The organism is Ruegeria sp. CDSB086, assembly GCF_059611065.1.
In genome coordinates this window covers 286,608-304,786 of sequence record NZ_JBXWOV010000006.1, presented here as the reverse complement: position 1 = coordinate 304,786, position 18,179 = coordinate 286,608, and the positions used below count along the sequence as shown (strand labels likewise).

General features: G+C 57.5%; 23 protein-coding genes. 17 read left to right on the top strand and 6 right to left on the bottom strand.

The window, feature by feature from the left end; translation table 11 throughout:
- Nucleotides 1-35 precede the first annotated feature (35 nt).
- The 11 genes from AC2FIO_RS14535 to AC2FIO_RS14485 all read left to right on the top strand — a co-directional run bounded on the left by AC2FIO_RS14535 (nucleotide 36) and on the right by AC2FIO_RS14485 (nucleotide 5,869).
- Complete coding sequence (locus AC2FIO_RS14535) at nucleotides 36-548, top strand: GNAT family N-acetyltransferase (RefSeq protein WP_496698495.1); 513 nt, start codon at nucleotides 36-38, stop codon at nucleotides 546-548.
- Complete coding sequence (locus AC2FIO_RS14530; RefSeq protein WP_496698494.1) at nucleotides 545-1,090, top strand: GNAT family N-acetyltransferase; 546 nt, start codon at nucleotides 545-547, stop codon at nucleotides 1,088-1,090. The genes AC2FIO_RS14535 and AC2FIO_RS14530 overlap by 4 nt, the downstream gene beginning before the upstream one ends.
- The gene (locus AC2FIO_RS14525; RefSeq protein ID WP_496698492.1) at nucleotides 1,087-1,638 is read left to right on the top strand and encodes a GNAT family N-acetyltransferase; all 552 of its coding nucleotides are present in this window, start codon (nucleotides 1,087-1,089) and stop codon (nucleotides 1,636-1,638) included. The genes AC2FIO_RS14530 and AC2FIO_RS14525 overlap by 4 nt, the downstream gene beginning before the upstream one ends.
- Nucleotides 1,635-1,931, top strand: coding sequence for a chorismate mutase (locus AC2FIO_RS14520; protein WP_058273325.1), 297 nt, complete (start codon nucleotides 1,635-1,637; stop codon nucleotides 1,929-1,931). Before AC2FIO_RS14525 ends, AC2FIO_RS14520 begins: the two co-directional genes overlap by 4 nt.
- A 67-nt stretch (nucleotides 1,932-1,998) precedes the next feature.
- Nucleotides 1,999-2,388: a 30S ribosomal protein S16 gene (rpsP, locus tag AC2FIO_RS14515; RefSeq protein WP_058273326.1), complete on the top strand. Its 390-nt coding sequence runs from the start codon at nucleotides 1,999-2,001 to the stop codon at nucleotides 2,386-2,388.
- Nucleotides 2,389-2,400: 12 nt separating this feature from the next.
- Nucleotides 2,401-3,036: a 5,6-dimethylbenzimidazole synthase gene (bluB, locus tag AC2FIO_RS14510; RefSeq protein ID WP_282169936.1), complete on the top strand. Its 636-nt coding sequence runs from the start codon at nucleotides 2,401-2,403 to the stop codon at nucleotides 3,034-3,036.
- Between the two features lie 6 nt (nucleotides 3,037-3,042).
- Nucleotides 3,043-3,192 (top strand): hypothetical protein, encoded by a 150-nt coding sequence (locus AC2FIO_RS14505; RefSeq protein WP_199520026.1) that lies wholly within the window; start codon nucleotides 3,043-3,045, stop codon nucleotides 3,190-3,192.
- Entirely contained in the window at nucleotides 3,185-3,688 is a 504-nt protein-coding gene (gene rimM / locus AC2FIO_RS14500) for a ribosome maturation factor RimM (RefSeq protein WP_058278985.1), read from the top strand. Before AC2FIO_RS14505 ends, rimM begins: the two co-directional genes overlap by 8 nt.
- Nucleotides 3,688-4,503, top strand: a complete 816-nt coding sequence (locus AC2FIO_RS14495) for a hypothetical protein (RefSeq protein WP_282169937.1) — start codon at nucleotides 3,688-3,690, stop codon at nucleotides 4,501-4,503. Before rimM ends, AC2FIO_RS14495 begins: the two co-directional genes overlap by 1 nt.
- Nucleotides 4,500-5,309, top strand: coding sequence for a tRNA (guanosine(37)-N1)-methyltransferase TrmD (gene trmD / locus AC2FIO_RS14490; protein ID WP_496698488.1), 810 nt, complete (start codon nucleotides 4,500-4,502; stop codon nucleotides 5,307-5,309). The genes AC2FIO_RS14495 and trmD overlap by 4 nt, the downstream gene beginning before the upstream one ends.
- 197 nt (nucleotides 5,310-5,506) lie before the next feature.
- On the top strand, nucleotides 5,507-5,869 hold the full coding sequence (locus AC2FIO_RS14485) for a hypothetical protein (protein ID WP_496698486.1): 363 nt from the start codon (nucleotides 5,507-5,509) through the stop codon (nucleotides 5,867-5,869).
- Here AC2FIO_RS14485 and AC2FIO_RS14480 read toward each other — a convergent pair.
- Nucleotides 5,866-6,669: a glycoside hydrolase family 25 protein gene (locus AC2FIO_RS14480; RefSeq protein WP_496698485.1), complete on the bottom strand. Its 804-nt coding sequence runs from the start codon at nucleotides 6,667-6,669 to the stop codon at nucleotides 5,866-5,868. The two genes, AC2FIO_RS14485 and AC2FIO_RS14480, sit on opposite strands and share 4 nt — an antisense overlap.
- 378 nt (nucleotides 6,670-7,047) lie before the next feature.
- Between AC2FIO_RS14480 and rplS the strand changes: the two genes are divergently transcribed.
- On the top strand, nucleotides 7,048-7,431 hold the full coding sequence (gene rplS, locus AC2FIO_RS14475) for a 50S ribosomal protein L19 (protein ID WP_058273331.1): 384 nt from the start codon (nucleotides 7,048-7,050) through the stop codon (nucleotides 7,429-7,431).
- An 11-nt stretch (nucleotides 7,432-7,442) separates the two neighbouring features.
- Nucleotides 7,443-7,664, top strand: coding sequence for a 50S ribosomal protein L31 (rpmE, locus tag AC2FIO_RS14470; RefSeq protein ID WP_010437577.1), 222 nt, complete (start codon nucleotides 7,443-7,445; stop codon nucleotides 7,662-7,664).
- An 80-nt stretch (nucleotides 7,665-7,744) separates the two neighbouring features.
- On the opposite strand, the gene AC2FIO_RS14465 is transcribed toward rpmE, so the two are convergent.
- The 3 genes from AC2FIO_RS14465 to AC2FIO_RS14455 form a co-directional block, all read right to left on the bottom strand.
- Nucleotides 7,745-8,209, bottom strand: a complete 465-nt coding sequence (locus AC2FIO_RS14465) for a GNAT family N-acetyltransferase (RefSeq protein WP_058273332.1) — start codon at nucleotides 8,207-8,209, stop codon at nucleotides 7,745-7,747.
- 59 nt (nucleotides 8,210-8,268) lie between these two features.
- The gene (locus AC2FIO_RS14460; RefSeq protein WP_496698481.1) at nucleotides 8,269-9,864 is read right to left on the bottom strand and encodes an MFS transporter; all 1,596 of its coding nucleotides are present in this window, start codon (nucleotides 9,862-9,864) and stop codon (nucleotides 8,269-8,271) included.
- 81 nt (nucleotides 9,865-9,945) lie between these two features.
- A complete protein-coding gene (locus AC2FIO_RS14455; RefSeq protein WP_496698479.1) occupies nucleotides 9,946-10,833 on the bottom strand; it encodes an AEC family transporter in 888 nt (295 codons plus the stop codon).
- 217 nt (nucleotides 10,834-11,050) lie between these two features.
- Between AC2FIO_RS14455 and AC2FIO_RS14450 the strand changes: the two genes are divergently transcribed.
- A complete protein-coding gene (locus AC2FIO_RS14450; protein ID WP_058273335.1) occupies nucleotides 11,051-11,860 on the top strand; it encodes a division plane positioning ATPase MipZ in 810 nt (269 codons plus the stop codon).
- Nucleotides 11,861-12,183: 323 nt separating this feature from the next.
- Entirely contained in the window at nucleotides 12,184-13,650 is a 1,467-nt protein-coding gene (locus AC2FIO_RS14445) for a uracil-xanthine permease family protein (RefSeq protein ID WP_496698477.1), read from the top strand.
- A gap of 77 nt (nucleotides 13,651-13,727) precedes the next feature.
- Here AC2FIO_RS14445 and AC2FIO_RS14440 read toward each other — a convergent pair whose 3' ends face one another.
- Both AC2FIO_RS14440 and AC2FIO_RS14435 read right to left on the bottom strand, forming a co-directional pair.
- Nucleotides 13,728-14,972, bottom strand: coding sequence for an adenylate/guanylate cyclase domain-containing protein (locus AC2FIO_RS14440; protein WP_496698475.1), 1,245 nt, complete (start codon nucleotides 14,970-14,972; stop codon nucleotides 13,728-13,730).
- Nucleotides 14,973-15,032: 60 nt separating this feature from the next.
- Complete coding sequence (locus tag AC2FIO_RS14435) at nucleotides 15,033-15,485, bottom strand: MarR family winged helix-turn-helix transcriptional regulator (protein ID WP_058273337.1); 453 nt, start codon at nucleotides 15,483-15,485, stop codon at nucleotides 15,033-15,035.
- Between the two features lie 57 nt (nucleotides 15,486-15,542).
- Between AC2FIO_RS14435 and hmgA the strand changes: the two genes are divergently transcribed.
- The gene (hmgA, locus tag AC2FIO_RS14430; protein WP_496698473.1) at nucleotides 15,543-16,898 is read left to right on the top strand and encodes a homogentisate 1,2-dioxygenase; all 1,356 of its coding nucleotides are present in this window, start codon (nucleotides 15,543-15,545) and stop codon (nucleotides 16,896-16,898) included.
- Nucleotides 16,899-16,920: 22 nt separating this feature from the next.
- On the top strand, nucleotides 16,921-18,177 hold the full coding sequence (gene fahA, locus AC2FIO_RS14425) for a fumarylacetoacetase (protein ID WP_058273339.1): 1,257 nt from the start codon (nucleotides 16,921-16,923) through the stop codon (nucleotides 18,175-18,177).
- The last annotated feature ends 2 nt before the right edge of the window (nucleotides 18,178-18,179 follow it).

Below are 18,179 nucleotides of genomic sequence, written 5' to 3'. Positions count from 1 at the left end.
CACGCTGCACCCAGCCCCCGTCCGGAAAGGCGGCGATGGCAGCAGCGCAATATCGCGCGGCCCTGCCGGTCATTCAGACCCGGCGGCTGGCTCTGCGTGCGCCCACTCTGGATGACCTGCCTGTTTGGACCACAGTTTGCGGCGAGAGCTTTGGCAGTTCCGAACAGGAGGCTTGGACCGAGTTTTCCTACTATACCTCCGGATGGCTTCTGCATGGGCATGGCCTGTTCACGGTGACCCTGAAGAACGATGATCAGATCGCTGGTTTCGTTTTTCTGGGGCTGGAATGGGATGATCGCGAACCCGAGCTTGGCTATATGTTCAGCGCCGAGCACCGCAAGCAAGGCTACGCGACTGAGGCCTGCGCGGCCGTACGTGACTTCGGTTTCGACCTGCTCGGATCGGGCCAGTTCGTCAGTTATGTCTCGCGGTCGAACACGCGTTCGAATGCGTTGACGCAACGCCTTGGCGCATCCAGGGACGCAGCGGCCGAGAGCGCCTTTGACGCAGATCAGCATGTCTGGCGCTATAGCGAGGTGCAGGCATGACACCGTCGATCCCCAGGTTGGAAACCGAACGCCTGATCATGCGGGCCCCTAGCGAAGCGGACTTCGAGGCCGAGGCCGAGTTCTTTGCCAGCGATGCATCGAAATTCGTCGGCGGCCCCCTGCGCCCTGATGAAACATGGCGCGCCATTGCCATGCTGCTGGGTCATTGGGCCATGCGCGGCTACGGGTTTTGGGGCGTCGAGGAAAAGGACACAGGCTCCTATGTCGGCCACGTCGGCCTGTGGTGCCCGCACAGCTGGCCCGAACCTGAAATCGGCTGGACGTTGATGAATAACGCCACTGGCAAAGGTTACGCGACCGAGGCCGCGCTGGCCGCGCGCGCGCATGCCTATGATGTGCTGGGCTGGGAAACGGCAATTTCGCTGATCGACCCGGAGAATCTGGGCAGCAAGGCCGTGGCCGAACGTCTGGGTGCCCAGTTCGATTACACTTTCGAGCATCCGGCTTTTGGTACGATGCAAGTCTGGCGGCACCCTGCCCCGGCCGATCTGGTGAACGGCGGAATGGAGGCCTACGCATGACCTCGTACACCATTCCCACTGTAGAAACTAAAAACCTGATCCTGCGCGCTCCGCAAGAGGGTGACCTGCCCGCGATGACAACCTTCTTCGCGTCGGACCGCAGCCGCATGGTCGGTGGCCCAAAAACGCCACTGGAAGCATGGCGGTCCCTTTTGGGCCGGTTCGGGCATTGGGCCATCATGGGTTACGGTGGTTGGCACATCGTCGAAAAGGCCAGCGGCGCATTTGCAGGCTGGACCGGCATCATCAACGCGCCGGGCTGGGATGAGCCCGAATTGGGCTGGGTCATTTTTGATGGTTTCGAAGGCAAAGGAATTGCGTTCGAGGCCGCGATGGCTGCCCGCGCCTATGCCGCCCAACACCAGGGGGTGAATGGCCCGATTTCGTACATCGCCCATGAAAACAACCGCTCGCGCGCGTTGGCAGAACGTCTTGGCGCCACCTATGAACGCGAAGGCGAGGTTGTGGGTCAACGCTGCCAGGTTTGGCGGCACCCGAAACTCGAATTCCCTGACACCGCTTTGACCACCGAAAGGACCGGCCAATGAACAACCCTGTGACTCGGGCTGCGACGTTGCTGAAAGAGCATCGCGAAAGCATCGACCGGCTGGACGCGATCCTCGTCTACACTCTGGGCGAGCGGTTCAAGCACACTCAGGCCGTTGGCAAGCTCAAGGCCGAACACGACCTTCCCCCGTCCGATCCCTCGCGCGAGTCCGCGCAGATCGCACGGTTAGAAGACCTGGCGGACAAGGCCCATCTGGACCCAGATTTCGCCAAGGCTTTCCTGAACTTCATCATTCAGGAAGTCATCCGACACCATAAGAAACACCAGAACTAAACCGGGAAAATCCCGGCTTTAACAAAGACACGCCTCTGGCGTGATGCCATCCAAAGGAGATACCACCATGGCAATGAAAATTCGTCTCGCCCGCGGCGGCTCGAAAAAGCGTCCCTTCTACCGCATCGTGGCTGCTGACAGCCGCATGCCGCGCGACGGCCGTTTCATCGAGAAGCTGGGCACCTACAACCCGCTGCTGCCGAAAGACAGCGAAGAGCGCGTGAAAATGAACATGGAGCGCATTCAGTATTGGCTGGATCAGGGCGCACAACCCACCGACCGTATTGCACGCATGCTGGAAGCTGCCGGCACCCTTAACAAGGCCGAGCGCAACAACCCCAACAAGGGTACCCCGGGCAAGAAAGCTCAGGAACGCGCAGAAGAGAAAGCTGCAAAGGTTGCTGAAGCCGCCGAGGCAGCTGCTGCTCCGGCTGAAGAAGCAGCGGCAGAAGAGTAAGCAGGTCAGCGCGTGCAGGATCAGGATTTCACCGACGATTTTCGCACGCAGTTCGAACTGTTGATGCGGCTCCGGCGCGATGTGCGCCGGTTTCGCACCGATCCCGTGGACGAGGCGGTGCTGACGCGCTGCCTCGACACATTTCGTCTGGCCCCTTCCGTGGGGCTGAGCGAACCCTGGCGCGTCATTCGCGTCGAGAGCGTAGCGGCGCGTGCCGCAGCGCTAGAGAATTTCCAAAACGCCAATGAAAAGGCCCTTGCAGGGTATTCGGGCGACAAGGCGTTGAAATACAGCCGCCTGAAGCTGTCCGGCATGCAGGAAGCGCCTGTTCAGCTGGCTGTATTCTCGGACGAGACGACCAACAAAGGTCTGGGGTTGGGCGCGGGCACAATGCCCGAGATGCGCCGCTATTCTGTCGTCGCCGCGATCACCTTGTTCTGGCTCGCCTTGCGGGCCGAGGGGTTGGGTCTGGGCTGGGTCTCAATCCTTGATCCAGAACAGATGAAACGCGATCTGGCTGTGCCTGACGATTGGTCTCTGGTCGGCTACTATTGTGTGGGCTGGCCGGAAGAAATGTCTGAAAGACCCGAACTTGAGCGTGCCGGCTGGGAACAGCGCAGCGCCCGGTTGCATATCGAAACGCGATAAAGCCCGATGTTCGGACTGATACGGCTTCCCATCCTGTTGCTGATCGCTTTTATTGTGGGCGTGTTCTTTGAGCGCAATAACCAACGCGAGGCATGTGCCCCGCTTGGAGACTGGCAGGACGGATTATGTGTAACGACGGAAGAGCCAAATGACTGATCTGATCTGCGTGGGCAGCGTTGCGGGGTCGTACGGCGTGCGCGGCGAAGTGCGGCTAAAAAGTTTTTGCGCCATCCCAGAGGATATCGAGACCTATTCGCCCCTAACTGACGAAGACGGCAAGGAACGCTATCCCCTGGTGCTGACCCGCCCAATCAAAAACGGCTTTGCGGCGCGTTTGGGTGGGATCGAGACCAAAGAACAGGCAGACGCCATCAACGGCCTCCGCCTATTCGCGCGGCGTGATCAGCTGCCATCATTGCCTGATGACGAATTCTATCACACCGACCTGATCGAGCTTGAGGTCTACGACACCGGCGGAACGCTGCTGGGTCGTGTGAAGTCGGTACAAAACCACGGCGCCGCAGATCTGCTGGAACTGCACGGGCCGGGGTTGAAAGGCACCGTTTTTCTGCCCTTCACACTTGAGGTTGTTCCAACTGTGGATTTGGACAAAGGCCGCATCATCGCAGACCCGCCCGAGGGGCTGATCTGATGCGACGCGTTCTGCTGCATCTGGGGCTACACAAGACCGGAACCACTGCAGCACAATCGTTTCTGTATGAAAACCGCGAATTGATCTGGCCACATTTTGCACTGTTGCTGCCTTACAAGACGCGCAAATTGGGGCTGTCAGGTGCCGCGACCCGCCATTCCATCTATGGAACCGTGGGAACGCTGTCCGAATTCAGCTCGCAGACCCGAGAGTATCTGGCAACGCGGAACTTCGGCACGAAACGCGGCCTGATCGTCAGTGAAGAGAATTTCAGCGGCCTGCGTCCCAGCCGCAATATCGAACAGGGATATGCCGCCGCACCGGATCTGGCCGCTTGTCTGGTGGATGCCATCCGCGATCGGTTCGAGGATCAGGAGGTCGATATCACGATCTACCTGTCCCTGCGACAGCGCGGGGCGTGGTTGCGCAGCCTTTGGGCACACGATCTTCAGAGAACCCGCGAGGTCCAGGAATTCGACATCTTCCGCGCGAACATGGATCACCTGCCCCCGCTCGAGGAAACCGTCTCGGACATTCGCAAAAAACTGCCGTCGGTCACTGTGACCGAAGAGTGGCTGGAAGAGACGCATTTGCGACGCTTTGGTCCCGGTACGCCTTTTGCCGAATTCCTGAACTTGCCTCGGGAAAAAGCGCAGCTTTTGGTGCCGCCCACAAAATCTAACAGCAGGCTACCGGAAAGCGTGTTGGCGGAATTGCTGACGCTGAACCGATCCCATCTGGACGAAGCGGAGTTGACCCGGCAAAAAGCGCTGGTAGTAGAGCGGGCAAAGAACGCGATGGTCGGCACAATATGACAGACAAGCCAAGCAAATCTCACGGACGCAAGGCAATCCGACCCACGCTGAAGCCGCGTGAATTGATGACTCCGACACCTGATCTGCACGGGGTCTGGAAGGCAAAAATCATCACCCTGTTCCCTTCCGCCTTTCCCGGCGTTCTCGGCGAAAGCTTGACGGGCAAAGCCTTGCAAGAAGGGTTGTGGCAATTAGAGACCGTGGATCTGCGCCAGTTCGGCGTTGGCAAGCATCGCAATGTCGATGACACGCCGGCTGGCGGCGGCGCGGGTATGGTGTTGCGCGCAGACGTGCTGGGTGAGGCAATCGAACACACAATGGCTGGCGTGCAGGGCAACTGGCCATTGATCTACCTCAGCCCGCGCGGTCGCCGCATGGATCAACGTATGATGCAAAACCTCGCACGCTGCGACGGCATGACCTTGCTCTGCGGTCGGTTCGAAGGCGTCGATGAACGCGTTTTGGAACATTACGGCGTTCAGGAAGTCAGCCTTGGGGATTTCGTGATGACCGGCGGCGAGATCGCAGCCCAGGCGCTGATTGACTCAACTGTGCGGTTGATTCCCGGCGTATTGGGCAACCAGGCCTCAGCCGAAGACGAAAGCTTTTCCTCGGGTCTTTTAGAGCACCCGCAATACACCCGACCCGCAGATTGGAAAGGCCGCCCGATCCCCGACATTCTGATGTCTGGTCATCACGGGCGCATTGCCGAATGGCGGCACCAGATGTCTGAAGAGATCACCCGCAAGCGACGCCCTGATCTGTGGGAACGCTATGAGGAATCCGGGGATGAGACACCAGACTGATCCTCTCAGGTGTGACTTGTCTGCAGCAAGTTCACCCTTTCGACGAAATCTACTTGAAGCTGACTTTTCTCAAAATTACTCATTCTGAAGATGTTACAAAAGCAATTTTTGATCACCGCATAACAGGCTATAAAATGAGAAAAATCATATGCTTCGCAGTGCTTGCCGTTTCGGCATGCACAACCATACCTCTGGAATTGTCGGTGCCAACACAGGCGGGCCATAATCTGCATTCCGCCCGTGTCTCGGTCGAGTCTTGCACCACCGAAGCAGATATCGGTGGCAACGCTGCTGTCATCGGCAACTACGCGACGGCTATTATTCTGACATCTCCGGTCGTCGGTGCGATCATTGGATACAACACTCAGGACGGGGCGCGCACGCAAGGAGAGATCGACCAGATTGACCGCCGCATGACCGAACTTGGATTTGAACGCCGCGATCTGACCACAGGCGAGCGTTCCTGGTTGCGCCAGGCGCCTGATAACGAACGCGTGCGCCGGTTGGATCATCTTGTGGGCGGAGGCACTATCGAAACCTATGGGGTGCCCAAGGTTTAGGACCCCCCGGCCTTCCATCTGGCCCAGATTTCCGGCGGACCATTGAACGTGTTGATGTCGACTTTCCCCTGAACACCGGGGACCAGCCCCGTGCCCGTATACTGCCAAAACCGCCACGCGGCCTTGGGGTAAACGTTGCGCGGGTGCCCGGCGACCGACCGCAGCCAGAATTCCGTCTTGGGCAGGCGGGCGATATCGGTGTCACCGTAGAAATCCACGGTCGTATAGACGATCGGGCGGCGGCCATAGTGGCGTTCCAGGATATCAAGGAACCGCTTCGCCTCGGACCGGACGGTGGCACCATCGGGTCTGATGGTGCAGGTCTTGGAATGTGGCGTCCATTCCATATCCAGCACATGCGGCAGGTCAGCACCTCGGGGCACGTTCTCGATGAACCATTTTGCCTGCTCATGCGCCGGTCGGCAAAAATAGTAATAGTGATAAGCACCCCATGGAACACCCGCGGCTTGCGCGCCGCGCCGGTGATCATCAAACAAAGGGTCGGCCACGTCCCCCCCCTCGGTCGCCTTGATGAATACGAAACTGACACCGGAGGACTTGGCCCGGTGCCAGTCAATCGGACCCTGCCATCGCGAAACATCGAGCCCGTGAACCGGATAGTGCCCCGGATGCCGGCCTTCCCACTCATGCGGCTTGGCATCCCCAAAGCTTGGAAAAATGACCGAGGGCGACGTGGTGCTCAGAAATGCCTTAGCTTCGACCTGTTGGGGCGGAGGGCTGCTGCGACCGCAGGACAGGGTCGCGAAGGCCAAAACAGCCAGCATCAATGCTGTGCGCATGGTATGTTCCTGTTCTAAATTTCTGCTCTTATAATTCCCTCTAGAATGCCTGATCTGGCTGACAAGGCAACGGTGTCGTTGGCCGGTGGCGAAATCTTACCATCTGGCCTTGACCATTCTTGCGATTCAGGCTTGATCCCCGCCCACAAAGCCCGTAAAGCAGCGCAATCCGGTGCCGCGACATGCGACTCCGGTGTTTTGGTTTGCATCATGGCGTGACGCCCGGCTTTCTTCGGCCACGGCGCGGCAGGGCGGACCGGACCAAAGGAATATTCGATCTGACCTCTGGCGGGCTGTACGCAGGACCCGGTGAAGACCAAGAGCTCTCAGGCCGTGCTCAACTTCGTGGACCAACCACGAGCAGATAGGAGAAATGCGATGGACCTGATCGCACAGCTTGAGGCGGAACAGATTGCCGCCCTGGGGAAAGACATCCCCGATTTCAAAGCCGGAGACACCATCCGTGTCGGCTTTAAAGTGACCGAAGGGTCGCGCACCCGTGTACAGAACTACGAAGGCGTCTGCATCGCCCGCAAAGGCGGCAACACCATCGCCGGTGCGTTCACCGTTCGCAAAATTTCGTTTGGCGAAGGTGTGGAGCGTGTGTTCCCGCTGTATTCGACCAACATCGACAGCATCACCGTTGTCCGCCGTGGCCGCGTCCGTCGCGCCAAACTGTACTATCTGCGCTCGCGCCGTGGTAAATCCGCGCGTATCGCAGAAGTCACCAACTACAAGCCCAAGGCTGGCGCCGAAGCGTAAGGAACGGAAAGATGAAAAAAGACATCCATCCCGATTATCACGTCATCGACGTCAAAATGACCGATGGCACCGTAGTTCAGATGAAATCCACCTGGGGCGCCGAAGGCGATCAGCTGGCTCTGGAAATCGACCCCTCTGTGCACCCTGCATGGACCGGTGGTTCGTCGCGCCTGTTGGACGCCGGCGGCCGTGTGTCGAAGTTCAAGAAGAAATACGAAGGTCTGGGCTTCTAAGCCAGACCCGTTTGAGATGCGAAAGGCCGCCCACCGGGGCGGCCTTTTTTTGTGGGTAGAACGTTGCCAGAAATAAGTGGCTAAGCCAGCCGCATGATCAACTCGACCTCGCCATCGACAAGCCGGCCAGTCGGCGCAAACCCGAACGATTGATAAAGCGGCAGCGCACTGCCGGGTTCGTCGACGACGCTGATCACCAGGTTAGAGCGACCCTTTTTCAAAGCCACGGATTTTGCAAAATCCAATGCGGCCATTCCATAGCCCCGGCCCTGACGAGATTTATCGACCATCAGCCGCCAGATATAGACGCCATCCGGGTCATCCTCGTCATCCAATTCTGCATCGGGATGTGCCATGTCGATAATGGCAAGCAATCCCACCGCATCGCCGCCATCCCAAATGCCATAGATTTCTGACCCCGGTTCGAAAATCGACTGCGCCATCGTCATTAGATTTGTCGCGACAAACCCTGCCTGATTTTCGCGCACAGACAATGCCGCCAAAGGGCGCAAGGTTTTTTGAGAGAGTAATGCAAACTCAACCATGGAGACCTACTATCACAGCCGGATTTCCAGTAGAAGAATTGCCAACAGTTGAAGCGAACTCAACTCTTCGCACGCGTCAGCTCGGCTGCGCTGTGTACGGGCGGAACCGGGCCCCGAAGCAACATCAGCGCCAAAGCCATCCCGACTAGAGCCGCCGCCGCAGCAACAAGCATCGCGCTGTCAAAGGCGTTGTCCTGCAAGTCCCGAAGGGCATTGGCCAAAGCGCTGCTAGTTTCAGGATCCATTTTAGCGATCAGTTGCTGGATTTGGCTCGGCGTCCCATGGGTCAGGGCATGGGCCAGATCATCTCGCTGGGCGGACCCGGTGGGCAAAGCATTCATGACCTCGGAAATACCTCTGCGGGTCGTTATAGCTTCGGCCAAACCTCCGACCACGGCTCCTAGTGTCGCGCCAAAATACAGGCAGGCGTTAATCACCCCGGACCCCTGCCCCACATGCTCTTCCGGCAAAACGCGCAGACCGAGCCGGGGTAATAGTGAAAAACAGATACCTAATCCAATGCCGACGATCATCAGCTTCCACCAGATCTCGGCATATAGGGTGGAGTTCGAAGTTGTCATCAACAGCAAGAACCCACAGGCCATCGCCCCCAAGCCGATCGCGATCGGCCATTGAAAGCTGTAGGGCGCCAGAAACCGGGGTGCAGTGACCGAGATCACGAACATGCTGAGGCTAAGCGGCATGATCGCTAAACCTGCGCCGATGGGCGAATAACCGAAGGCATCCGGGGATTGAACGAACGTGTTGAAATACACAAAGAAACAGAACAGCGTGAAGCCGGTGAAGAACATGCCTACGGCGGCCATGAAATAACGCGGATGCCTGAAGTATCGCAGTTCGATCAACGGATCGTCGCTGCGGCGAGACACGATAACAAGGATGATTGTCGCAACCGCCGCAACACCCAGCGGCATCAATGTAATCGGCGTTGCCCACCCGCTGCTTTCCCCATTGCTGAGCGCAAAGGACAGCGGGCCAAGGAACAACAGCAACGCAAAAGCGCCCGGATAATCAAACTTGGCCCCGGCCTGACGCGTGTCCGGCACGTACCCGCGTCGGCTGACATGCAGCCCAATCAGGAAGGCGAACACCAGCAACACCAGATCGGTCGCAAACACCGCGCGCCAGCTGATATAGTGGGCAAAGGCACCGCCGACGATCGGGCCGACGCCAATGGCAAGTCCGACAATTGCACCCCATGCGCCGGTAACACCTGCACGCTGTTCTTCGGGTGTGGCGGCGGTGAGCAATGACAGAGATGTTCCAAACAGGGCCGCAGCACCCGCACCCTGCGCCCCGCGCCCAAACAGAAGCATTGCGCCGTCTTGCGCAAACAGGACCGAGGCGGACCCAATTCCGAAGACAATCATACCAGCGAAGAACACGCCCATCTTGCCGGTGATATCGCCCAACCGGCTGACTATTGTGACCAGCGTGGCGCTGGCCACGGTATAGGTGGCCATCACCCATTGCAGACCGGATGGCGTCAAATCGAACTCGGCCTTGAGGTTGGGCAGGATGGTCGCAACAGCCGTTGTGTTAAACCCAACAACCATCATACAGATAGCCGTCATCGCCAGCACAACGCGGGCACCCCCCTCGTGCGTTGGGTCAGAAGGCGTCTTGTCGGTCATAATTTCACCCGAAAACTCATTGTTCTTAAATGCAATTAATCAGCAGTTTAGCGATTTTTGTCGCTGCGCATAGGGTCGGCTTTAGATCCAGTAAGACAGAGCCACCGGCAGGACGATGATCGTGGCCAGCGTCGACACAAGAATGAAACCAGCAACATCCGGCCCGTATTCCGGCACGTGCTGGTCAATGAACAGGTAAGTCGCAACCGAGGACGGCATCAGGCAACACAGGATCACCGCGCCGCGCTCAGCCCCGGTGAAACCAAAAACCCATACCAAAGCGCTGGCGATTGCAATCGCCATGACCAGATGCAGAACGGTCAACAGCACCGCCCGGCCCAGGCTTTTGATCCGCAACGTTGCCAGCGTATGGCCCAATGTCAGCAGCATCAGTGGGATCGACAGCCCCCCAAGAATGTCAAAGGATTTTACCAGCGGTTGAGGCAAGCTTGATCCGCTCGCCATAAGGATCAGGGATAGGATCACTGCATAAATGATCGGGGACGTGACGAGCTTTCTGGGTGAAAACTCCCCCGCCGGTATCCACATACCGACGGTGAAAATGCTGATCAGCACCACCACGACAAATCCCATTGTATAGGCCATTCCCGCATCACCCAACGCAAGCAAGGCGATAGGCAACCCGATATTGCCCACGTTCCCATGCATAAGCGGCGTCAAAAAGGCCCGAACCGGCAGACGCATGGTTTTAAGTGCCAGAAATCCCAACACTCCGAACCCCGCAATGGCCAGCGCTGCGGCCGTCATGACGTCCAGAAAGGTGCCTACCGCGATCTTGGTTGTGGACAGGTGCGAGATGATCAGCGTCGGGTACCCAACGCGCGAAACGATCCCACCGATAACTTTGTTGTCGAACGGTGCCTTGATCGCGGCAAGGGCATAGCCGATTCCGGCGCAGATCAGCACCGGCAGAACCACGTTCAAAACGTTCAAAAACAGATGGTCCAACCGGTTCCCCTATTGCAAAACCCTGATTTGAACTGTGAAACAGCCTATTCGCTTTGGCAAGCGCGGGTCCTAACCGACCCAGCCGGTTGAGTTTTCCAAATTAGAGCCTGATATTGCTCTGCGCGGGCGCTTGGGGTTCTTCCCTTCCCGGCCTCCACAACATATAGTGGTCAGTAACAACGTGTGGTTAAGCACGGCGGGACGTGGGAATACAAGCATGGCACATATTATCGTAGTGGGGAACGAGAAGGGCGGCGCAGGCAAATCGACCGTGTCGATGCATGTAGCGACCGCACTGGCGCGATTGGGTCACAAGGTCAGCACACTGGACCTTGATCTTCGACAGCGCAGCCTTGGTCGGTACTTCGAGAACCGCGGCAATTTTCTGAAAAACGCGGACCTGACCCTGCCCGGCCCCCGCCATCATGACCTGCCCGAGATTGATGCGTCCAAACTGAAGCCCGGCGAGAATATCTATGATCACCGCTTGTCCGCCGCGGTGTCCGAACTGGAAAGCGACAGCGATTTCATCCTGATCGATTGTCCCGGATCGCACACCCGCCTAAGTCAGGTGGCACATTCGCTGGCCGATACGCTGATCACGCCGCTGAATGACAGCTTTATCGACTTTGACCTGCTGGCACGGATCGACTCGAAGGGTGAAAAAATCCTGGGCCCGTCAGTCTATTCAGAAATGGTGTGGAACGCGCGCCAACTGCGCGCGCAGGCGGGACTAAAGCCCATCGACTGGGTGGTTGTCCGCAACCGCGTCGGCACCCAGCGCATGGTCAACAAGGAAAAGATGCAGCGCGCGATTGAGATGCTGTCCCAGCGCATCGGCTTCCGCGTCGCTTCGGGTTTCTCCGAGCGGGTTATCTTCCGCGAACTTTTCCCACGCGGCCTGACCTTGCTGGACCTCAAGGATATTGGGGTTAAACAGCTGAACATTTCGAACATCGCTGCACGGCAAGAGCTGCGCGACATGATGAAAGAGCTGAACCTGCCGGGCGTTGAGATCGACTTCTAACGCCCCCGTTTGGACATTCCAGCCCCAGCGCTACCATACCTCGCTAAAATTGTAGATCGAGTGTGCGCCCCTGCCCTTTTGGGCAATGAGTTTTGACAATACCGGCAGCCTGAAGCTTCAGCGTCGCGTTCAGGCTGACTCTGGACCGCCATTGGTTTCTTTAACTAAAATACAACCATCCAAAACACCTTTTTGGTATTTTTGATAATCCCAGCTATCTGCTTGATCTAATAATAGACAACTTTGAATGGATCAGGATGTGAATTCCACACCAGGCTATCAAAGGACAGGACGCCAAAACGCGCGTTGACGGGAGGACAGCCATGACCGATTCATCCATTGGGACGCCGGAGCAACTTCGGGATCCAAACTATTTTCCAGCCATTTATCGGGCCGTACCGCTGGGGATACAGCACGTGCTTGCAATGTTCGTGTCGAACGTTACTCCGGCGATTATCGTTGCCGGCGCGGCGGGTTTTGGTTTTGGTTCAAACAGCCCGGACTTTCCCGAGTTGCTGTATCTGATCCAGATGTCGATGCTTTTTGCTGGCGTTGCCACGCTGTTGCAAACGGTAACGCTTGGCCCGGTTGGCGCAGCGCTTCCGATCGTACAGGGTACATCCTTTGCCTTCATTCCGATCATGATCCCTCTGGTTGCCGGAAAAGGCGTGGACGGTCTTGCTGCCCTGTTTGGGGGCGTGATTATCGGTGGATTGTTTCATGCCCTGTTGGGCACGGTGATCGGCAGGATACGCTTTGCATTACCGCCTCTGGTCACTGGATTGGTTGTGACGATGATCGGTCTTGCGCTGGTAAAGGTCGGCATCGAATACGCGGCCGGAGGTGTCCCAGCCAAGGCTTCTGGTGCTGAAAGTTATGGCTCGTTGTCCAGCTGGACACCCGCGCTGATCGTTGTGTTTGTTACGCTGGGGCTGAAGTTCTTCGCGCGTGGCATGCTTTCCGTATCGGCCGTCCTGGTCGGTATTTTAGTGGGCTATGTTTATTGCTTGCTGGTAGGGAAACTACCGGTCGAAGTGATCTCAGGCTCATGGGAACGCTCTGCAGCTTTTGCACTGCCGCAGCCTTTCAAATACGGCTTCGAGTTCTCGTTCGCCGCAGTAATCGGTTTCTGCCTCATGGCCTTTGTGTCCGCCGTCGAAACGGTCGGCGATGTCTCGGGGATCACCAAAGGTGGCGCAGGTCGTGAGGCGACCGACAAAGAGATACAGGGCGCCACATATGCTGACGGTTTCGGCTCTGCCATTGCTGGTGTCTTTGGTGGCTTCCCGAACACATCGTTCAGCCAGAATGTCGGTCTGATCGCTATGACCGGCGTCATGAGCCGCCACGTGGTCACTATTGGTGCCATTTTCCTGATTGTATGCGGTCTGGTGCCCAAGGTCGGCGGGTTGATCCGAACGGTTCCGATCGAAGTGCTGGGCGGCGGTGTCATTGTCATGTTCGGCATGGTTGTCGCCGCAGGCGTATCCATGCTGTCGGATGTTGTATGGAACCGTCGCAACATGGTGATCTTTGCGGTTTCGCTTTCGATTGGTCTGGGGCTTCAACTCGAAGTCATGAACGTGACACCCGGATCGGCAAATGCGCTGCAGCACCTGCCCGACACCCTACGGGTTCTGGGCGCGTCAGGCATCCTTCCAGCAGCGTTTATCGCTATTGTGCTTAACCTGATCCTGCCAGAGACACTCGCGGATGAGGCGACAGAAGAAGTCTCTGGGGGTATGGCCGGCCACGGGCGCGGCGCGTTGGTTAAGGACGATCACGTCTGAGCCAGAAACCATTGCTTGGGCCTGTTCACAAATGGATAGGCCCAAGCCGCAATTAATTTCGGCCACGAAACGCAAACTCAATCCCGTGCGTCATTCGCCTTGTAAACCGTAAACAGTTCTTTCGGTTCCGGCACTCCACGCAGCATATAGCGACCGACAGAGACCAGCTCTGACGCGGCAGGTCGTGCAGCCTTTGCCACATCGTCCGAGATCAGGATCCGTTGCCCCAGCGACCGGTGCATTCCGGCAATCCGCGCGGTCTGGTTGACGGTCGGGCCGATGACGGTGAAGTCCAGGCGGTTCTCAGAGCCGATATTGCCGTACAGAATCTCACCTGCATGCAGCGCCAGCGTATAGTTCGACACAGGCAGGTCATCGGCAGAACGTTGTGCGTTCAGTTTCGCCATCGATACCTCCAATTCGCCGACGGCAGCCAGTGCCGCACGCGCGTCCGCATCGATCTCGCCCACATCGAACATGGCCATTAGCCCGTCGCCCATGAACTTGAGAATGCTTCCATCGCATTTGTGGACCACGTCTATCGCAGCGGCCAGATACTCGTTTAGCATCTCAATAAGGGCATCACCCGGCAGCTCTTCGGACAGGCTGGTGAACCCCTCAAGGTCAAAGTTCCAGATCACTGCGTCGATTTGCTGAAGCGACCCGCGCCTGATCTCGCCGGACAAGACGCGCCGACCGGCATCGCGTCCCAAATAGACGCGCATCAGGTCCTTTGATATCCGCTGGTTGTTTGCAGATTTCAAAGCCAATCCGAGATGCGGCAGGGCTGTATTGATCAACGCCAGATCGCTGTCCTTGAACCCCTCGGGCGCGTTTGAGGTCCAGGACAACAATACACCGTTCACCGCCTTTTTGGCGTCCTTCGGCTGATTGTGAGTCGGAATGTCAAAGGACACACCCGTCGCGTAATATTCAGTGGCGCCATGTTCGCGCAGTTCATTCAGCAAGGGAAATCGGCTTGGTTCGTTCTGATCCACCAACCGTTCGTGCACAACGCTTTCGCCTTCGTTCAGAACAGCAAACAGAGGGCTAGCACGCCATTGATCGCTGGGTTGTTCAGAGTATTCGAACTTTTGATATTCCCCGCCCTGGCCGTAATACCAGCTATAGCCGGTTCCGCCATAAATCGGGTGCAGGGTCGATTGGGCCGCGTGAAATCGCATCAGCGGAACGCCCAGTTCCACCAGGCGATTGCAGTACTCTTCCAGCAGTTCTTCTTTTTCGACACCCTCAAGCCCGCGCGCCACCAGCCAGTTGATCAGATCGCTTGATTTTGCCGTATCGGCATCCAAGGTCGTCATGTTTTGTCCCATTTTTGTTCTGGGCTTCATCTGGGAATTGCGGCGGTGAATTACCAGTGGTCAATCCATATGCGCCAGACGCCGAAGCATTTTGCGCAACAGTTCCGCTTCGTCCCGCGAAAACAGGCCGGCAAGCTTTGAATCATAGGCCTCGGCCACCAGGCGCAAATCCCTGTAAACCGTCTGACCTGCGGATGTCAGCGTCAATTGTTCAACCCGGCGGTCGGATGTGTCGCGATTACGGGCTAAGTATCGGCGCTGTTCCAATTTCGAAACTGCGCGGCTGACCTTGGTTTTGTGGATTTTGGCGCGCTCACCTATTTCTTTCGCAGTCATCTCGCCGTAATTTCCCAGATGAAACAAGACGCGCCATTCGGTGCGAAGCATTCCGTAACGGTCCTTATAGACCTGCTGAAACTCCAGCGAACTTTCTTCGGCTGCACGGTTCAGCAGGTACGGCAGGAATTCCTGCAGATCAAAGTCATCTTTTTTGGCAGATTTGTCCTGAGTCATGCTTGTTAGTTACAAAATCAACTATTACTCGACAAGCAGCAATTGGAGGAACACGGGATGAACCATCCGACGGATCCGCACAAAATGACGCAAGCCAGCACGTCCGTTGGCACGCATGCGGGTTATATGCCCGGCTTTGGAAACGACTTTGAAACCGAGGCCCTTCCCGGCGCGCTGCCGCAGGGCATGAACAGCCCGCAGCGTTGCAATTACGGCCTTTATGGTGAACAGCTTAGCGGCACGGCCTTTACAGCCAATCCGCCCGAGCGCACGTGGTGCTATCGCATTCGCCCGTCGGTCAAGCATTCGCACCGTTATGAAAAAATCGAACTGCCACATTGGAAATCCGCGCCCTGCGTTGACCCGGACGTGATCAGCCTTGGCCAATACCGCTGGGACGCAGTGCCTCATTCCGATGAGGGGCTGACATGGCTCACCGGTATGCGCACCATGACAACGGCGGGGGATGTGAACACGCAGGTGGGCATGGCCAGCCACATCTATCTGGTCACCGACTCTATGGAGGATGACTATTTCTTCTCGGCCGATTCCGAGATGTTGGTGGTGCCACAGGAAGGTCGCCTGCGGTTCGCGACCGAACTCGGAATCATTGATCTGGAACCCAAGGAAATCGCCATTCTCCCCCGTGGCCTCGTGTACCGTGTCGAGGTGCTGGAAGGTCCGGCGCGCGGATTTGTCTGCGAGAACTACGGCCAGAAGTTCGAATTGCCCGGCCGCGGTCCAATTGGGGCCAATTGCATGGCCAACCCACGCGATTTCAAGGCTCCGGTGGCGGCGTTTGAAGACCGCGAGGTGCCTTCGACCGTGACGGTCAAATGGTGCGGGCAGTTCCATACCACAAAGATCGGCCAAAGCCCGCTGGACGTGGTGGCGTGGCACGGGAACTACGCGCCCTACAAATATGACCTGCGCACCTACTGTCCGGTCGGTGCAATTCTATTCGACCATCCCGATCCGTCGATCTTTACTGTCCTCACCGCGCCCTCAGGGCAACCGGGCACGGCTAACATCGATTTTGTCCTGTTCCGCGAACGCTGGATGGTGGCCGAGGATACGTTCCGCCCGCCCTGGTATCACAAGAACATCATGTCCGAGTTGATGGGCAACATTTACGGCCAGTACGATGCCAAACCGCAGGGGTTTGTTCCGGGCGGCATGAGTCTGCACAACATGATGCTGCCGCATGGCCCGGATCGGGAAGCGTTTGAAAAAGCATCAAACGCGAACCTCGGGCCAGACAAGCTGGACAACACGATGTCCTTCATGTTCGAAACCCGTTTCCCGCAGCATCTGACACCATTTGCAGCCAACGAAGCCCCGTTGCAGGATGATTACATCGACTGCTGGACGTCGCTTGAGAAAAAGTTCGACGGCACGCCGGGCAAAAAGTGACACCCAAAAGAGGTTTGAATACATGCCATTAATGAAATCCTGGGTGGCCTCGGCCAATGAGGCTGATCACCCGTTTCCCCTGAACAACCTGCCATACGGCGTTTTCTCGACCGAAGGAGGTGATCCGCGGTGCGGCGTGGCGATTGGCGACGTGATTCTGGACGTCACCGCAGCCGAGGCAGGGGGACTGATCGAACTGGCAGACGAGCCGCTCTTCGATCTGCCTTTCTGGAACCCGCTGATGGAGGAAGGTCCTGCCGTCTGGGCTGCATTGCGCAACCGCCTGACCGCATTGTTGGCCGAAGGCGCCGAGGAACAGGCGCAGGTTGAACCGTTGCTTATTGCTCAGATCGACGCCGAAATGCACATGCCTTTTGCGGTCAGCGAATACACCGATTTCTATGCCGGACGTCACCACGCGCAAAACGTTGGCACCATGTTCCGCGGACCGGAAAATGCCCTTCCGCCGAACTGGTTGCATATCCCCATCGGATATAACGGCCGGGCTTCTTCCGTTGTCGTGTCGGGCACCGATATCCGTCGGCCTTGGGGTCAGCTCAAGTCGCCCGATCATGACATGCCCGCTTTTCTGCCCAGCCGTCGTTTTGACATCGAACTTGAGATGGGCGCGATTGTCGGTACACCCTCGGACGGACCCATCTCGGTTCAGGAGGCCGACGACAACATCTTTGGCTATGTTCTGCTGAACGATTGGTCCGCACGCGACATTCAGGCCTGGGAATATCAACCCTTGGGGCCGTTTCAGGCCAAAGCCACAGCCACTTCGATCAGCCCGTGGATTGTGACAAAGGCGGCGCTGGAACCCTTCCGCTGCGACACGCCTGTGCGTGAATTCGAGTTATTGGATCACATCAAAGACTGCGGTCCGATGCTGTATGACATTGATCTTGAGGTCACGATGGAGCCCGACGGCAAGGACGCCACAGTCATTGCCCGGACGAACTACAACGAAATGTACTACTCGGCCGCCCAACAACTGGCACACCATTCGACCTCGGGCTGCCCGATGAACACGGGCGATCTGCTTGGGTCTGGCACGATTTCCGGTCCAACAAAACCAGAGCGGGGTTCGCTGCTGGAACTCAGCTGGGGTGGAAAGGAACCGCTGACGCTGGATACCGGTGAAAACCGCACATTTATCGAGGACGGTGACACACTGACCCTGACAGGTGCTGCCAAAGGCAAAGGTTACACCATCGGGTTTGGCGACTGTGTCGGGACCCTGCTGCCCGCCCTTGAAAACCCATACGCCCGATAAGG